Here is a 16335-nt window from a genome sequence, read left to right on the forward strand (position 1 = left end):
GGATGGCTACCACGAGGACCGAGGGGCCCGCGGGATCCGGCCCCTGCTGACCATGGCGGCGCGGACACGTTCCTCGGCCAGCCCTCGGCCAGCGGTGTGCGGGGTGACCCCGAGGCGCTGCGCCTCTTCAAGGACGGTTTCGGTGTTGGTCCGCAACCTGGCCGAGATCGCGGTGAAGATCACGGTGGTCTCGGGCCGGAAACCGGAGTATCTGGTGTCCATGGCGAAAGCGGCGGCGACGACGCCTCCGGCGTTGGCCACGAAGTCGGGAACGCAGGTGATGCCCCGCTCGGCGAGGATCTCCTGCGCGCTCGGTGAGGTAGGCAGGTTCGCCCCTTCGACCACGAGGCGTGCCTTGATCCGGCGGGCTGTGTCGTCGTCGATCACGTCTTGCACGGCGGCGGGCACCAGGACGTCGCAGTCGACGGTCAGTTCCGCGCCCGGGGGCAGCGCCGTACCGCGACCGTGTTCCTTGACGAAGCCGTCGCCGATCTGGTCGCGGGCGCGGAGAAGTTCGGCGACATCGAGTCCCGCAGGGTCGTACAGCGCGCCGTAGGCGGTGGACACGGCCACGACAGCGGCTCCCATCTGGTCGAACCTCTGGGCCGCCGCCGCCCCGACCGCGCCGAACCCCTGGATGGCGATCCGGGAGCCGCTCAACGCCAGGCCGATACGCCCGGCCGCGGCGTCGGCGGACTCGGCCACGCCGTAGCCGGTGACGCCGAGCTCGTCGTAGGGAACGCCGCCGAGGTGCTGCGGGGTACCGACGGCGGCGCCGCGGTCGCCGAGCTCGTCCTGGATGATGGCGGCATCGTTCTCGGTGAGCCCCATGTCCAGCCCCATGACGTATTCGCGGGGAACCTCGTTGGACAGCGCGCGGGCGAACGCGCGCAGGATCGCCTCCTTGTCGGGCGAGTTCGGGTCGGCGACGATCCCGGCCTTGGCTCCGCCGTAGAAGAGGTCGACGCCCGCCCACTTCCAGGTCATGACACGGGCCAGGCGGGCGATTTCGGTGACGGTGACGTTCGGGCTCATCCGCGTTCCGCCCTTGCCTATGCCGCGGGCGGTGTTGTCGATAACCAGCACACCCTTCATGCCTGTACGGCGGTGCGAGACCACGACGATCTTCTCGGGTCCCCAGTCGTCCACGAGTGCCAGCGGGTCGGTCATGGTGAGTGATTCCTTCGTCTACGCGGTGTGCCGGTGAGTTCAGGGCCGTGGGGGGAGCGCCTGAGCGATCAGCTCGGCGAGGTGGGTGGCGGTGCGGTCGGTCTGTTGTGCGATCTGGGTGCGGCAGCTGAAGCCGTCGGCGAGCGCGACGGTGCCGGGCGCGGCGGCTCGTACGGCGGGCAGGAGGGCCTGCTCTCCCGCGGCGACCGAGACCTCGTAGTGCCCGCGTTCGAAGCCGAAGTTGCCCGCGAGCCCGCAGCAGCCGGAGTTCAGGACGGTGTTGTCCACTCCCATTCGCCGTAGCAACTCGGCGTCGGCGTCGAAGCCGACCGTCGCGTGCTGGTGGCAGTGTGTCTGGCTGATAGACCGCACCCCGGCCTGAGGAGGCTCCCAGTCGGACGCGTCGCCGATCAGCAGCTCGGCGAGGTTGACCGTGGCCTGGGCGAGTGAACGCGCGTAGGGGTCACCGTCGAGCAGCTCCGGCAGATCGCTCTTGAGCGCGGCAGTGCAGCTGGGTTCGAGGCCGACCACAGGCATCCCCGCGTCCAGAGCGGGGCGTAGCGCGGCCGTGGTGCGCCGGGCGATGCGGCGCGCGACGCCGAGCTGGCCGGTGGTGATCCAGGTCAGTCCGCAGCACTGCGTGCCGTCGGGGACGAGCACCTGGTATCCGGCGTTCTCCAGTACGGCGACGCCCGCCCGCAGCACCCCGGGGGAGAAATGGTTGTTGAAGGAGTCGACCCACAGCATCACCGGACCGCGTGGCGCGGGGCCGGGAGAGGGCCGTTTACGGAACCACGACAGGAAGGTCTGCTCGGCGAATTGGGGCATGGCGCGCTCGGCGGCGATGCCGCCCAGCCGTTTGAGGAGCGGGGCGAACCTGGACGTGGTGATGGCATTGATCAGGCGCGGCATCCGCGCGGCCGACCGCGCCAGCAGCGGCAGCCAGCCCATCGAGTAGTGCGAGGCCGGCCGCAGGCGGTGGCGGTAGTGGTGGTGGAGGAACTCGGACTTGTAGGTGGCGACGTCCACGCCCACCGGGCAGTCGACGCTGCACCCCTTGCAGGACAGGCACAGATCCAGGACGTCGCGGACCTCGGTCGAGCGCCAGCCGTCGGTGATGACCTCGCCCTGGGTCATCTCGTAGAGCACGCGCGCTCGACCGCGGGTGGAGTCCTTCTCGTCACGGGTGACCCGGTAGCTGGGGCACATGACGTCACCGCGGGGTTCGACGCTGCGGCATTTGCCGACGCCGACGCACCGGCGGGTCGCCTTGGCGAAGTCGCCGCCGTCGGCGTGGAACGGCAGCACAGTGGTCAGTGGCAGGGCGGTGCGGCGCGGGCTCACCCGGAGATTGCCGTCCACCGGCAGGGCACGCACGATCATGCCGGGGTTGAGCCCGTTGTCGGGATCCCAGATGTCCTTGAAGCGCTCGAAGACGGTGATGATCTCCGGCCCGTACATCAGGGGGAGCAGCTCCGAGCGGGCCTGGCCGTCCCCATGCTCCCCGGACAGGGATCCCCCGTGGGCGGTGACGAGTTCGGCCGCGTCGGTGATGAAAGCGCGGAAGAGTGAGGTGCCGTGCTCGGTGGTGAAGTCGAAGTTGACGCGCACGTGCAGGCAGCCCTCACCGAAGTGGCCGTAGACCGCGCCCCGCAGGTTGTACCGTTCCAGCAGTGCGGTGAATCCGCGCAGGTAGGAGCCCAGTTGTGCGGGCGGGACCGCCGCGTCCTCCCAGCCCGGCCATGCCTCCGATCCGTCGGGCAGCCGGGTCGCCAGGCCCGCGCCGTCCTCGCGGATGCGCCAGAGCCGCCGTATCCGCTCCGGGTCGGCGACGGTCTCGGCCCCGGTGAACCCGGCGGTCCGCTCGGCGGTGGCGGTGAGGGCCCGCGCCGACTCCGCCACCTCTTCGGCCGTGCCGCCGAGCTCGGCGAACAGCCACGCCTGCGCCTGGGGCAGGGTGTCGATCGCCGCCCGGGTGACGGGCCTGGTCACGATGTCGGTCAGCGCCCGGTCGAGCCCTTCCAGGGCCAGCAGCCGGTGTTCCAGCAGCACCGGCACCGCGTCCGCCGCCGCGCAGGCATCGGTAAAGCCGAGAACGACCAGCGTGCGCGCCGGCGGCGGACGCACCAGCCGTACGGTCGCCGACAGGATCACCGCACAGGTGCCTTCGCTGCCGACCAGGGCCCTGGCCAGGTTGAAGCGGTGTTCCGGCAGCAGGTTTTCGAGCGCGTATCCGGAGACCTGCCGGGGAAACCGGCCGAGCCCGGTCCGTAGCGCCGCGAGGTTCTCCATCGCGAGCCGGTGCAGCGCGCCGATCAGTCGGCCGCGCTCGCCACCCTCGGCCGTGGCCGCCTCGATCTCCCGCTGGGTCATCTCCCCCACCGTCAGCACGGTTCCCCGGTAGGTGAGCACCTCCAGTTCGAGCACGTTGTCGGCGGTACGGCCCCAGGCGACCGAATGTGAACCGCAGGCGTTGTTGCCGATCATGCCGCCCAGGGTGCAACGGCTGTGCGTGGAAGGATCGGGGCCGAACAGCAGCCCGTGCTCGGCGGCGGCGGCCTGCAGGTCGTCCAGGACGACGCCCGGCTCAACGGTGGCGGTCTCCGCCGCACCGTCGAGTGCGAGAATGCGGTTGTAGTGGCGGGAGAAGTCCAGCACCACCCCAGAGCCCACGGCCTGACCTGAGGTGCTGGTGCCGGCCCCTCGCGAGGTGATCGGAACACCCAGGCGGCGGCACGCCGCAACCGCGTTGATCACGTGCTGCCGATGCCGGGGGAACACCACCGCCAGCGGAACCTGCCGGTAGTTGGACGCATCCGCGGCGTACTGAGCACGCCGCCCGGCGTCCGCGGCCACTTCGCCGCACCGCGCCTCGCGCAGCACCGCGATCACCGCCGCGGCGTCCGCGGTGCCATGCGGTCGCTCGATGGCTCTCCTCACCGTGAACGCTCCTTCTCGCTCACCGGTCACGGTCGGACCGGGTCACCCTGTCCACGATGAAGCTTGACCCGGGCCGAAACCAAGCCCCAGAAGACCGAAACATATGAGCTCCCAGAACCAGCAACTCTTATGCTGCTGGCGTCTGGTCCGCACTTATGACGGCACGGAGTCGGCATGCTGAAACCACTGCACCTCGTAACTCTCCGGCAGGTGTGCGAGAGCGGGTCGTTCGCGATCGCCGCTCGCGAGCTCGGTTACACCGCTTCGGCCGTCTCACAGCAAATCTCGTCGCTGGAGAAGGACACCGGACTGGCGCTGTTCGAACGTGAGCCCCACGGCATAAGGGCCACCGCCGCAGCCCATCGCCTGGTGGAATTGAGCAAGCGGGTATTGGCCACCCTTGACGATTTCGGTTACGAGGTGCGCGAGCTGGCCACCGGCAGCACCGGCAGGATCCGGGTGGGAAGCTTCCCGACAGCCAGCGTGCGCCTGGTACCGCCCGCGCTGTCGGCGTTCACCCGCAGATACCCCAGAGCGGAGGTCCTGCTCGAAGAAGGCGAGCCCGACGAGCTGATCCCACCGCTGGTTGAGGGCGACCTCGATATGGCACTGGTCTATGAGTACGGACTCAGTCCGCGGCAATGGCCCAAGGGACTCACCGCCCATCCCTTGCTGCGTGAAAACCTGCTCCTGTTGCGGCCCCGTCACCGCGCCCCGAGTGCGAAGCTGCCCGCGCTCGCCGGCGAAAGGTGGATCACCAGCCGAGAGGACACCGCCGGCGCGCAGTCACTGACCCGGCTATGCGCGGCGGCGGGATTCACTCCCACCGTCGCCTTCCGCAGCAACAATTACGACGTCGTCCGGCAGTTGGTGGCCACCATGCTCGGAGTGACCATCGTCCCCGCGCTCGCCCATGTCCCCGACGATCGCATTCTGGCCACACGCCTGACACGCCGCTCGGCGCATCGCACCGTCCTGGCACTGCACCGCGAGGCCAACACCAATCCTCTGCTCGGCGACGTGCTGGCGACGTTGCGGCAGGCGGTTCCACGGGGTGCTCCGAACGTGATCGCTCTCGACTCGTAACACGCCGCACGGACGCGGCGCGAGAGGCCGCGTCAAGGGGCGTTCAGGGGAACCGGGCTCATGAGCAGCCGCGCCCATTTTCCAACACATGGCGTCACCACGAGCCCGGAACAAGAGAGAGAGCACTTGCAGACACGATGGCTCACCGCGACCTTGGGCAGAATTCTCCATTTCCGCCATCCGATTTCCGTGAGTTTAATGGTCGCCGCGGGGGTTGCCGCGTACTCAACTCTGGGACTGGTGAAGTTCCACACATTCCGCATGGGCATCTATGATCTGGTGATATTCGACCAGGGCGTCCGCGGCTATGCGAGCTTCTCCGGCCCTCTATCGCACGTCAAGGGCTACTGGGAGACCCCCGGCACTCCGTTTTCGCTTCTAGGGGATCATTTTTCTCCGATACTGGCCCTGATAGCGCCACTGTATTGGATTTATGATGGCCCGGAGACCCTCATTGTCGCACAGGCGACTTTGTTCTCCCTGGCCGCCGTGCCTCTCTGGGTGCTCACACGCCGGGCCTTGACGACGCCTGCGGCGTATCTCATCTCCACGGCATATTTGGTCTCGTGGCCGATCGCCGAGGCGGCGTCGTTCCACTTTCATGAGTATGCGTTCGCCCCTCTGCTGACCGCCCTGATGTTCGAAAGAATCAGCGCCGGAAGGCTCCTGCAGGCAACCTTCTTCGTAGTCCCCATTCTCGCCGTCAAGGAGGACATGGGGGTTTTCGTGGCCGGACTGGGTGCCGGACTGGCGCTGATGCGCGGAAGACGCGGTTTCGGGATCGCCTTATTCGCCTGCGGCGCGCTCTACGTATATCTCGCGACTCGTCTGATCATTCCATCATTCGGCGGACAGGCAGACCGTTACTGGTATTATTCGCAGTGGGGTGGCGATCCGTGGGATGCGATCAGCAACATGATCAGCCGACCCCACGAGGTCGTCTCGACCCTTTTCAGCCCTGACACCAAAGCATGGACCGTGCTCCTCCTTCTAGGCCCACTACTCTTTCTCTCTCCGGCATCGCCGTATATGGTCGCGCCGGGCGCGATGCTACTGATGAGAATGCTGGCCACCGACCCGGGGGCGTCCGGCTGGTGGAGCACTTCCTACCATTACAACGCCGCCATCATCATGGCGCTCATGTGTGCGGCGGTTGACGGCCTCGCGCGTATTCGGCGCCGAATACGCGGAGCGAAACATAATGCCGTGGCATCATATCTCCCTGCGGGAATGGCCGGCGCCATGATCGCCACGGTGCCGTTCTTCGCACTGGGAAACCTCTTCTCACCTGCGTGGTATCAGCCATCCGAACGCACATCTGCGGCCGTCGCGGCGTTGGCGGTTGTTCCGAACGGCGTCCTGGTGGAGAGCGCGAATAATCTGGGGCCCCACATCTCAGCGAGAACGCATGTGGTGGCGTGGGCGGAGAAACCCGCGAAACGACCGGAGAGAGCGCCCTGGGTCGTCGCCGATCTCGATGAGAAGCAACCCCATTTCTCCTCGGTTCACGCGCAGGTTTCCGACGTGGTGGCCCTCCAAGAGCGCGGTTACCAGAGGGTCTTCTCCGACAGAGGATATGCGGTTCTCTGTGCTCCGACGGCGTGCCGTTGACCCCTGACGTCAAGGGCACGCCCTCGGCGGCCCGTCCCCCACCGCCGCGGTGTCCGCCACCGCCTTCTGGCCCGCCCGCGGCCCCGACACGCTCAATCACCTCCACGCCGAGCGTGTCCGTCTATTTCGGTATCTTGCGTATCTCGTGGCTGATCGGAACCCGCCAGAAGGGAACGGCACGTGATCGAGGATCCTGGCCTGCAAGCGCTCCGCGAGGCGGCACGTCTCTCTCCCGACAACCTTCCCCTGCGGCACCACCTCGCCGGGCAACTGCTCGCCAAGGGGTATCTCGCCGAGGCCGAGGCCGAATACCGGGCCGCGCTCATGCTCGCCCCCAAGGACGCGGACATCACGGCGGGGCTGGCCGAGGCGTTCGTACGGCAGGGCGCCCACGGCGCCGCTCTGGCGGCGCTCGAACCGCTGCTGGCCACGCCCGGCTATCCCCCGCGGCTGGGCGTGCTGGCGGCGCGGGCGCTGCTGGGCGAGGGCGACACGGCCAGGGCGGGCTACCGCTACCACGAGGCGGTTTCCCGGGACCCGTCCGTGGCCGACGCCGAGCTGGCAGCCCGGCTGTCGGCGCCTCCGGTGACCGCGGCACCAGTGGCCGCGAGGCCGCACCAGGCACCCCCGGCTTCGCCGTACGCCGCCGCCCCGGCTTCGCCGTACCAGAGCGCGGGTTCCGCGACGCCGGTCGGGGTGGGGGCGGAACGCTCCAGCGTCTCCTTCGCGGACGTGGCGGGCATGGACGCGGTGAAGGAGGCGCTGAAGATCAAGCTCCTGCTGCCGGTCCAGCAGCCGGAGCTGTTCGCCGCGTACGGCAAGCGCGCCGGCGGCGGGGTGCTTCTCTACGGGCCTCCCGGAGCGGGCAAGACCCACCTGGCCCGGGCCGCGGCCGGGGAACTCGGCGCGTCCTTCGTGAGCGTGGGGCTGGCCGACATCCTCGACATGTACATCGGGTCAAGCGAGCGCAACCTGCGCGACACGTTCGAGATGGCCCGCCGCAACCGGCCGTGCGTGCTGTTCTTCGACGAGGTCGACGCGCTGGCCGCCCGCCGCTCGGACATGCGGCAGGCGCACACGCGCCAACTGGTCAACCAGTTCCTGGCGGAGCTCGACGGGGTCGACCAGAACGCCAACGAGGGCGTCCTCGTGCTGGCCGCCACCAACGCGCCCTGGTATGTGGACCCGGCGTTCCGCCGACCCGGCCGACTCGACCAGCCGGTGTTCGTGCCGCCGCCCGACGCGGCGGCCCGCGCGGCCATCCTGCGCATCCTGTGCCGCGACAAACCACTCGCCGAGATGGACTTCGACGCGGTGGCGCGGGTGACCGAGCATTTCGTCGGCGCCGACCTGAAAGGCGTGGTGGACCGGGCGGTGGAGGCCAAACTCCACCAGTCGCTCAGCGCGGGCCGTCCCATCCCGCTGTTGACCGCCGACATACTGGCCGCCGCGCAGGGCATGCGGGCCACCGCGGTCCGCGAGTGGATGGCCACCGCGCGCAACTACGTGATGCACGCCAACGACTCCGGCGCCTGGGATGAGCTGCTTCCCTGGATGAAGACGACGTGGTGACGGCCCCCGACCCGGTGCGGCGGGCGTGGACGCTGCTGGAGATGCGCCGCCCGGCCGAGGCCGAGCGGGAACTGCGCGGCGTGCTCGCCCAGGACCCGCACCACGTCACCGCGCACTCCTACCTGGGGCTCGCCCTCGTCCAGCAGGGCAACGCGGCCGAGGCCGTCGCGATGGCGAACGAGGCGGTACGGCTCGCGCCCGACCTGTGGTTCGCCCACTACATGGCCGGAGACATCCACTACCGCGCCGACCGGCCCGACGCCGCGATCGCCGCGGCCAAGGCGTCCCTGGCCCTCCAGCCCGATTACGCGCCGACCTGGAGCGTGCTGGCCCGAGCGCACCTGGCGAAAAGCGAATGGGCCGAGGTGGCCGAGGCGGCACGCCGCGGCCTGGCCATCGAACCGGAGAACTCCGTTCTGGTGAGCCTGCTGGCGCTGGCCCTCACCAAACTCGGGGAGGCGGAGGAGGCCAAGGCCGCCGCGGCGCACGCCGTACGGCTGAACCCGGAGAGCGCCACCGCGCACCTGGCGTACGGCCGCGCGGCGCTGGCCTTCGGCGACCCTCGCGGCGCGGCGGACGCCTTCCGCGAGGTGCTGCGGCTCGACCCCGGTTTCGACCAGGCCAGGGACCTCCTCGTGGCCGCGCTGAAGCAGCGCAACCCGGTCTACCGGGGGCTCGGCCGGCTCACCGGGCGGTTCCGGGGCGGGCGGCTCGTGTTCCTGCTGCCCGCGATACCTCCGCTCATCGTCGTCTTCATTCTCGTCGCGCTGCTGCACTGGGCGGCGTGGGTCACCGAGGCGTGGACCACGCTGCGCCTGGCCCGGGCCAAGGCCACCCGGCTGCTCTTCGAGAACGTCGAAGCCCGCGTGTCCGCGCTCTGCTGCGGGCTGGTGGTCGCGGGCGCGGCCGTGCTCGGGCTCGGGGTGGCGCTCGGCCTGGAGGCCGTGGGCACCGCGGGCGTGGCCGTCATGGCCCTGGTCACGCCCGTGCAGGAGGCCGCGCACACCGGCTCCGCCCGAGGGCGGAAGGCCCTCTACGGCTGGGCGGGCCTCCTCACCGTGACCATCGCCGCGGCCACGGCCCTCGGGTCGGCGTCCGCGGCGCTGCTGAGCGTGTACGCGGGGTTGGCCACGATCTGGATCGCGGGAGGTGTACGGCGAGTGCTCGGCCGTGGCGGGCAGGCGGCCTGAGGTCGTGAGGTCGTGAGGTCGTGAGGTCGTGAGGTCGTGAGGTCGTGAGGTCGCCGGCGTAGGGGCCTTGTCGTCTAGCCGATGGTGTCGCCCACGACCCCATCGGTCTGGCCGACCCAGAGGTCGTCGTCCTCGCGGAGCCAGGTCGACGATTCGCGCTCCTGTGCTTCGCCGCCGGGGCCTGCGCCCATGCCGCCCATCGGCATGAACGGCATGGCGCCCATGCCGTTCGCACCGCCCGGCACACCGGCTCCCGCCGTACGGGCCCCGGGGGTTCCTTGGCCGCCGGGCGAACCGCCGTAGCCACCGGTACCCCCACCGGCACCGCCGGCACCGCCGCTGGTCGCGGGCATGCCGGGGGCGATGCCGGGTGTCACGGCCGGGATGGACGTGGCCGGGATGGACGTGGCCGGGATGGAGGACGTCGGGATGGAGGACGTCGGGACCTGGCCGATGGGGACGGAGGATGCGGGTGCCGGCGGGAAGGTCGGGACGGCCGCCGAAGGCTGGCCGGCCAAGGCGGTGGTGTCGTTCGGGTCGGTGACCCGGGGGACCTGCCCGGTGCCGGGGGTCGCGCCGCTCGGATCCGGCGTGGGCGTGGAACCCGGTGCGGGTACGGCGGGAGCCGACGAACCGGCCGTGTCCCCCGCCCCGGGCACACCTGGCACATCGGGCATGTCGGGGGTGCCTGATCGGCCCGCGCCGACCGATCCGGCACCGGCACCGCCCGCACCGCTGCCCGTGCCACCGACACCGCCGGCACCGCCGGCACTGCCGGCACTGCCGGCACTGCTGGACGGGTCAAATGCCGCCGGGCTGTACGGCGAGGAGCCGCCGGGGGAAGACCCTCCGGGTACGGCACCGCCGCCGCCCGCCGCCGAGCCGTACGCAGTCGAGTCGCCCCCGCCGAGCCCGCCGGTCTTGCCGCCCCCGGCCGGTGTCGCCGTGAAGGGGGCACCCTCAGGGGTCGACAGCTTGGGCAACTCCTTGTGCACTTCCGAGGGCAGGAGCTCGTAGGTGTCGATCAGATCTCTGTTGAGCAGAGCCAGGTGCTTGCCGGCCAGTTCGTCCGGCGAGCCGAACTGCGTGCCGCCGCCCATCACGCGGTAGTTGGAGGGGATGCTGTCGTCCATGGTGGACCCCCCGGCGCTCCAGCTTTGGGCGAGCGCTCCCAAATCCCAGCCCTCGTCGTTCACGAACCGCTGGTGTTCCGGCAGGACGTTCCTGCCGAGGTGCTCCAGCGGCCGGCCCATGTCGAAGAGGCGGTTCTGCAACTCGCGGACTGTGGCGTGCAGCAGCCGGAGAGCCTTCTGGGCCTCGACCGACGCCTTGCCCTCCCAGCATGACGCGAGCTTCACGCTGATCTCTTCGAGGTCGTACTGAAGCTTGTACATCACGCCGCCGGCGTCGACGTAGGCGTTGCCCGCCTTCTCGATCCGCTTCGGGTCGAGCAGTTGGATCAACTGCTTGACCTGGGCGACGCTCCTGCCATCGTCGTCGACCCCCATGTCGGGACAGATGGCCTTGATGAGATGAGTTTTCTTGTCCCCGTTGTCTGCCACATTTACCCCTTGCCGAGGTTCGCCTGACCTGCCCTGTCGTAGATGCCCGCGCCGACCTCGATCAAGGAGACAACCGCCTTCAAGCGGGCGGCGACATCGGTGTAGACCTGGGTGAACTCACGGTTGGCGTCCTTCAGCGTGTCGAAGAAGGCGCTGCCTCCGTTCCAGCGGTCGACCCCCTTGACCAGGGAACCCTGGTCGGAAAGTTCGGTGTTGGCCGCGAGGTGGCTCAGCGACCCGGCACCCGACCCCTCCAGCGCCTTCAGCATGACTTCGAGCTCACCGGCGATCTTCTTGAGTTTGTCGGCACTGTAGACGACTTCATCGCGTTCGGCCGTCAGGCCGGGCCAGTCCGACTCCAGGCTCCAGCCCCCGTAGCCGGCGGGCACATCAGCAGCATCCGCCACAACATCTCCCCGTGAACGACAGAGCACAGAGACTAGCGAAAGGGAGGCAAACCGTACAGAAACATCTTGGATCGCTCGATTGCACTTCTAAGCTGTCTCAACAATCCGCGTGAAGGGAGTGACGTGCAGACCCGCAAGGATCTCTACCAGGCACACCGGCTGATGGTGCAGCGCATGGGCATGGCACTCCTCCAGGGTGAACCCGACGTGCCTGAGTCCCCGATGCGCCGCCAGAACGTGGCGATGTTCAGCGGAGTGCTCATCGCCGTACTCATCGTGGCGGGCTTCGGGATCTGGGGGCTGCTGAAACCCGGCAACGCCACCAAACTCGAAGAGCCAGGGCAGCTGCTGATCGAGGAGGAGACCGGCGCCGCCTACGTCTACAGCCAGGAGCGGGGACAACTGCTGCCCGCCGCCAACTACGTCTCCGCGCGGCTGCTACTCGACGCGAACCAGGTGAAAGTGCGCAACGTGACCGCGGCCTCGCTCGCGGCCTTCAGACGCGGCCCGACAGTGGGCATCGCGGGCGCACCGGACTCGCTGCCCGCCAAGGACAAACTGGTCAAAGGCCCGTGGTCGGCCTGCATCGCCGACGGGCCCGCCCAAGTGAACGGGCGCAAGACGTACGTCACACTGGTGGGCGGGCAGGACGTCGGCGGCCGGCCGGTCGGCGGGGCGGCGATAGCCGTACGCGACGACCAGAGGCAGGCGTGGGTGCTGTGGAACGACCGCCGCATGCGGATCAGCGCCGACGGGCTGCGCTCCCTCGGCGCGACAACGCAGCGCAACGTGCCCGCGACATGGATCAACGCCATCCCCGAAGGCCCCGAGTTCCGGGCGCGCGGCATCGCCGACCGAGGCCGCAAGGTGCCGGGCGCGGGCAAAGTCGGCCAGGTGTTCAAAGCGCCCGCCGCCGCGGGCGCCCCCGAACGCTGGTATGTCCTCCTCCAGGATGGCTACGCCCAGATCACCGTCACCGAGGCCAGACTGCTGCTGGACGACAAGCAGACGAAACGCGCATACGGCAGCGAGCGCGTGGCGCCGATCGACATCGACACGGCCACGGCCAACGCCACCGTGTCCAAGCAGCAGGCGAACACCGGGCTCCCCGCCACCATGCCCCAACTGATCACCCCGCCGTCCGCCTCACCGATCTGCGCGGTCTACGCCGACACCCAGAAAGGCTCCATGAAAGCCACCCTGGCCGTCGGCGGCACCATGACCGTCCCCGCCCCGAGGACCGGCGGCGGCACCGGCAAACTCGACCAGGTCGTCCTGCCTCCCGGCACGGCCGCCGTCGCCGGACGGCTACCGGGCGAGAACCTCGCCTCGGCGATCAACACGTACTTCCTCATCACCGACCAAGGCCGCCAGTTCCCCCTCAAGACACCCGAAGTCCTGGAGAAACTCGGCTACGACAGCGCGTCCGTCGCCCCGGTCCCCGGCAACCTGCTCGACCTGATCCCCCAGGGACCCGTGCTCGACCCCGCCGCCGCGCTCGCCCCGATCCAGCAGTGACACCACGAGCGCCGAGCCCGCCCGCGCCACGCGCGCCGAGCCCGCCCGCGCCACGCGCGCCACGCCGTACGGCACAGCCCGCCCGGCCCCACCCGCCGCACGCGTCCCCCTCCATCCAGGGGGACGCTCCTCGGGCGCCGCGGCGCCCCGCCGTCACGGCGCCTCGTAGCCGTCCCGGTAGATCTCCATCTCCTCCAGCAGCCGGGCCCTGGTGAAAAGCTTCGGGTTGGCGAAGTAGGCCGCCCGCCCGTCCGGCGTCCAGAAGGCCGAGGCGGGCACCTCCCCCGCCTCCGGCGGCAGGAACTTCAGCACCTCCCGCAGAGCCTCACTGGCATACACCCAGTTCAGCGTGTCGCCCTCGACGAACGCCCGCGTGGCGTACTCCGAGGCGACCCTCGCCCACTGGCCCGCGTCGAGCAGCTCCGACGGCCCCACCCCGAACCGCGCCCCCGCGTCCCGGGCCGCCGCCTCATCGGCGTAGGGCACCTCGACCTCGAACGTGTCGTCGACGACCACCGCCCACGACTCCGCGTCCTCGCGGAGGGACGTGTCCACGGCCCCCCGCCTGCTCGTGATGTAGATGCTCGCCTCGGCGAGCGTCCTGGCGCGCTCCACGCGCTACCCCTCCTCGTCTTGCCGCTTGTCCTGAGGCGCGTCCTCGCCTTGCCGCTTGTCCTGAGGCGCGTCCTGACCTCGGTCCTGAGACGCGTCCTGATCCGGGGCGGGGCTCTGGTCGGGGCGCGGGGCCCGGTTCAGTTCCCGGTGCAGGTCAAGGTAGGTGTCGCGAACGACTTCGAGCCGCTCGCGGCGGAACCGCCCCGGCTCGACCTCGCGGAACTCCACCCCGCGTTCCGTCCAGAACCCGTGGTCGGGCACCCGCTCCTGGTCCTCGGGGATGAACTTGAGCACCTCCTCAACGGCCGCGCGCGCCATCGACAGCGCGTGGCCGGCGTTCTCCGCGTCGGGCGGCACGTTGGAGGCGACCCGGTCGGACACCAACAGCCACTCCCCCGCGTCGAGCAGTTGCGAGGGTTCGGCTCCGCCGTACGTGGGCCAGCCCTTCGGGAACGTCTCGCGGTTGGGCAGTGCGAACGTGTATTCGCGTTCGGCTCCGCATTCCGCGCAGGCGCCGCCGTAGCGGGCGGCGAGCCCCCCGGCGTCGGTGATCGTGCTCTTCTCCCAGTCGGTCTCCATCGAGCCGCACTCGCACGGGTGCAGGTCGAGGTAGAGGAGGGCTTCGTCGCGTGTGCGCGCCACGGGATATGTCACCTTCGTCAACCTACCTACAGGAACGGCGAGCCCACTAGGGTGACGGCCCATGAACGCCTCCAGCCCGTTCGAGGAAGCGCTGTTCAAAGCCCACGCCGGCGACGACTTGACGTTGTGCCTGGCGCTGCTGCGTGAGGCCGACTTCGCCTTCCCGATCGACGTGAACGCCGCACATGTCGCATGGCCGGCCTTCGACGGGCCGGACCGCACATGGATCCTGGCCTTCACCTCGGCGGAGGCCATGCGGACCGTGACAGGGCTTGAGCACCACCGGATCGTGTCCCTGGTGGAGCTGGCCGCGGGCTGGCCCGACCTCGCCTTCGGGCTGGCGGTCAACCCGGGCCTGCCGGTCTCGTTCCATCTGGAGTCGGGCACGGTCGCCCGGCTCGCCGTTCCCACCTTGGAGCAGGACCACGCGGCGGGCCACGCCGTACCGACCGTGCAGATGCTGCTGCGCCCCAGGGACATCCCGACCCTGCTGGCGAGCGAGTCGCCTCGGGTCTCCGGCTACTGCCACCACGCGATGGACGTCGAGCACGTCGCGACGCCTTCCCTGCTGACCGACGCCCTGTTGCGCGACGAGGCGCTCACCGAGCAGGGCTCGGTCAACATCCTGCGCTGGCCCGCCGCCGGACCGGTCCTCTACCGCACGCCGTACGGCGGGCCGCACGGCTGGGCCGAGGAGGAGGAGCCGTTCACCGGCATGGGCCTGGCGCCGAACGTGAACCACGTCATCCGGGAGTACAAGGTCGACGGCGTCGGCCTGCCGTACGGCAGCGAGATCGTGGAACTCACCGCCGACGGCGAGGAGATCCTGCAGGCCAGGTTCGAGCATCGGGTCGGCGGGCGGTGGCACGGCTACCGGGCGCGGTGGCGGGACGGCGAGCACGACGTCCTGCCCGAGCTGCGCGAGGGCCGCTGGTGGGTACGGCTGGGCGACGGCACGGCGGTCCCCGCCGAGGAGTGCGAGGAGCTCCGGTTCGTCACAGCCGTCTGCGAGTGGGCGGGGGCACCGTTCCAGGTGGTGGACGAGCGGGATGGGGAACTGCTGCTGGAATACACCGGCGGGCGGGTGTCGGTCGCCCGTGACCTGGGGCTGGAGCGGGTCGACCGGGGGGTTCACCGGCGCTGGACGGCGGAGGACGAGATCAGGGGGCTTCGGGAACACACCGTCACTGTGGATTTCAGGTAACGCGAAAGTTAACTTTCAACTCTTCCGAAAAAATGGTTGTTCTTGATAGCTTTCGCCCCAGTAGCGCCGGACTGGGGGAGCGACTACGTGGATTACACCGATGCTGCCGGTTTACAGGCTTATGCCGATGAGCTGCGCTCTGCCTTCATGAAGATGCAGGGTGAGGCCAGAACCCTGCACCAACAGGCCCGTGCCATCCAGGTCACCGAGACCTCACGGGACGGCCTGGTGTCGGCGACCGTGGGCGTGCGGGGCGACCTGATCAGGCTTGACCTCGACCCTCGCATATTCCGACGGCCCGACGCGCGCGGCCTGGCCGACACGATCACCGAGACCCTGCGGCGGGCGAGCGCCAAAGCCGCCGACGCCGTCGTCGAACTCTTCGAACCACTGGCGCCGGCCGAGCAGGTGCGGGCCCAGCTCGACGGTGACCTCGACGCCATGATGGGCCACCTCGCCGACCAGATGGCTGGAAAGAGGCCCCGCCATGGCGAACAAACCTGACCTGCGCGTCGCCAAGCCCATCGCCACCGGCCTGGCCCAACTGGAGGCAGCGGGCACCGGCCTCGCCAACCGCTGGCCCGCCATACGAGACCGCATCCGCGCGCTCAGCGCGGCCGAGCCGTGGGGCGACGGGGCGGAGGCTACGTCGTTCCTGACGAACTACCTGGCGAACGGTGGGCCCGACGGACTGCTTCACGAGACGGACAGACTCGTCAAGCAGGTCGGCGACCTCGCCCCCCGCATGCGTACGACGATCGCCAACACCTTGAACGCTGACGCGGCGAACGAAGCGTCGCTGCGCAAAATTTAACCGG

The 16335-nt window shown here is 69.6% G+C and carries 14 protein-coding genes; 8 read left to right on the plus strand and 6 right to left on the minus strand.

Annotated features, from left to right (window positions below):
* Window positions 1-6: 6 nt before the first annotated feature.
* Complete coding sequence (locus BLQ73_RS12710) at window positions 7-1170, minus strand: Glu/Leu/Phe/Val family dehydrogenase (RefSeq protein WP_093170633.1); 1164 nt, start codon at window positions 1168-1170, stop codon at window positions 7-9.
* 39 nt (window positions 1171-1209) lie between these two features.
* A complete protein-coding gene (locus BLQ73_RS12715) occupies window positions 1210-4110 on the minus strand; it encodes an FAD-binding and (Fe-S)-binding domain-containing protein (protein WP_245691036.1) in 2901 nt (966 codons plus the stop codon).
* Between the two features lie 174 nt (window positions 4111-4284).
* Here BLQ73_RS12715 and BLQ73_RS12720 point away from each other — a divergent pair, with 174 nt between their 5' ends.
* The 4 genes from BLQ73_RS12720 to BLQ73_RS12735 all read left to right on the plus strand — a co-directional run bounded on the left by BLQ73_RS12720 (window position 4285) and on the right by BLQ73_RS12735 (window position 9569).
* On the plus strand, window positions 4285-5196 hold the full coding sequence (locus tag BLQ73_RS12720; RefSeq protein WP_093170634.1) for a LysR substrate-binding domain-containing protein: 912 nt from the start codon (window positions 4285-4287) through the stop codon (window positions 5194-5196).
* A 60-nt stretch (window positions 5197-5256) separates the two neighbouring features.
* The gene (locus tag BLQ73_RS12725) at window positions 5257-6807 is read left to right on the plus strand and encodes a DUF2079 domain-containing protein (protein WP_093170635.1); all 1551 of its coding nucleotides are present in this window, start codon (window positions 5257-5259) and stop codon (window positions 6805-6807) included.
* A 180-nt stretch (window positions 6808-6987) separates the two neighbouring features.
* Window positions 6988-8379, plus strand: coding sequence for an ATP-binding protein (locus tag BLQ73_RS12730; RefSeq protein ID WP_093170636.1), 1392 nt, complete (start codon window positions 6988-6990; stop codon window positions 8377-8379).
* Entirely contained in the window at window positions 8373-9569 is a 1197-nt protein-coding gene (locus tag BLQ73_RS12735; RefSeq protein ID WP_093170637.1) for a tetratricopeptide repeat protein, read from the plus strand. The genes BLQ73_RS12730 and BLQ73_RS12735 overlap by 7 nt, the downstream gene beginning before the upstream one ends.
* A gap of 74 nt (window positions 9570-9643) precedes the next feature.
* Here the strand turns inward: BLQ73_RS12735 and BLQ73_RS12740 are convergent, their stop codons facing one another.
* Complete coding sequence (locus tag BLQ73_RS12740; protein WP_093170638.1) at window positions 9644-11131, minus strand: WXG100 family type VII secretion target; 1488 nt, start codon at window positions 11129-11131, stop codon at window positions 9644-9646.
* 2 nt (window positions 11132-11133) lie between these two features.
* Window positions 11134-11538 carry a hypothetical protein gene (locus BLQ73_RS12745; protein WP_143020226.1) on the minus strand — a complete coding sequence of 135 codons (405 nt, stop codon included), beginning with the start codon at window positions 11536-11538 and terminating at the stop codon, window positions 11134-11136.
* Window positions 11539-11661: 123 nt separating this feature from the next.
* On the opposite strand from BLQ73_RS12745, the gene eccB reads away from it, so the two are divergent.
* Window positions 11662-13056, plus strand: coding sequence for a type VII secretion protein EccB (gene eccB, locus BLQ73_RS12750; RefSeq protein WP_245691037.1), 1395 nt, complete (start codon window positions 11662-11664; stop codon window positions 13054-13056).
* 153 nt (window positions 13057-13209) lie between these two features.
* Here the strand turns inward: eccB and BLQ73_RS12755 are convergent, their stop codons facing one another.
* A complete protein-coding gene (locus BLQ73_RS12755) occupies window positions 13210-13671 on the minus strand; it encodes a hypothetical protein (protein WP_093170640.1) in 462 nt (153 codons plus the stop codon).
* Between the two features lie 3 nt (window positions 13672-13674).
* Window positions 13675-14313, minus strand: a complete 639-nt coding sequence (locus BLQ73_RS12760) for a hypothetical protein (protein ID WP_218125820.1) — start codon at window positions 14311-14313, stop codon at window positions 13675-13677.
* A 61-nt stretch (window positions 14314-14374) separates the two neighbouring features.
* On the opposite strand from BLQ73_RS12760, the gene BLQ73_RS12765 reads away from it, so the two are divergent.
* The 3 genes from BLQ73_RS12765 to BLQ73_RS12775 all read left to right on the plus strand — a co-directional run bounded on the left by BLQ73_RS12765 (window position 14375) and on the right by BLQ73_RS12775 (window position 16331).
* Complete coding sequence (locus tag BLQ73_RS12765) at window positions 14375-15517, plus strand: SseB family protein (RefSeq protein WP_093170641.1); 1143 nt, start codon at window positions 14375-14377, stop codon at window positions 15515-15517.
* 87 nt (window positions 15518-15604) lie between these two features.
* Window positions 15605-16021, plus strand: coding sequence for a YbaB/EbfC family nucleoid-associated protein (locus BLQ73_RS12770; protein WP_245691038.1), 417 nt, complete (start codon window positions 15605-15607; stop codon window positions 16019-16021).
* Window positions 16005-16331: a hypothetical protein gene (locus tag BLQ73_RS12775; protein ID WP_093170643.1), complete on the plus strand. Its 327-nt coding sequence runs from the start codon at window positions 16005-16007 to the stop codon at window positions 16329-16331. The genes BLQ73_RS12770 and BLQ73_RS12775 overlap by 17 nt, the downstream gene beginning before the upstream one ends.
* The last annotated feature ends 4 nt before the right edge of the window (window positions 16332-16335 follow it).

This window comes from Sinosporangium album, assembly GCF_900100605.1.
Taxonomy (GTDB): domain Bacteria; phylum Actinomycetota; class Actinomycetes; order Streptosporangiales; family Streptosporangiaceae; genus Sinosporangium; species Sinosporangium album.

Bases quoted from the DNA above. Each gene is read 5' to 3' on its own strand.
- BLQ73_RS12710 (WP_093170633.1), bottom strand. From the start codon at position 1,170: ATGACCGACCCGCTGGCACTCGTGGACGACTGGGGACCCGAGAAGATC.
- BLQ73_RS12720 (WP_093170634.1), top strand. From the start codon at position 4,285: ATGCTGAAACCACTGCACCTCGTAACTCTCCGGCAGGTGTGCGAGAGC.
- BLQ73_RS12725 (WP_093170635.1), top strand. From the start codon at position 5,257: ATGAGCAGCCGCGCCCATTTTCCAACACATGGCGTCACCACGAGCCCG.
- BLQ73_RS12765 (WP_093170641.1), top strand. From the start codon at position 14,375: ATGAACGCCTCCAGCCCGTTCGAGGAAGCGCTGTTCAAAGCCCACGCC.
- BLQ73_RS12775 (WP_093170643.1), top strand. From the start codon at position 16,005: ATGGCGAACAAACCTGACCTGCGCGTCGCCAAGCCCATCGCCACCGGC.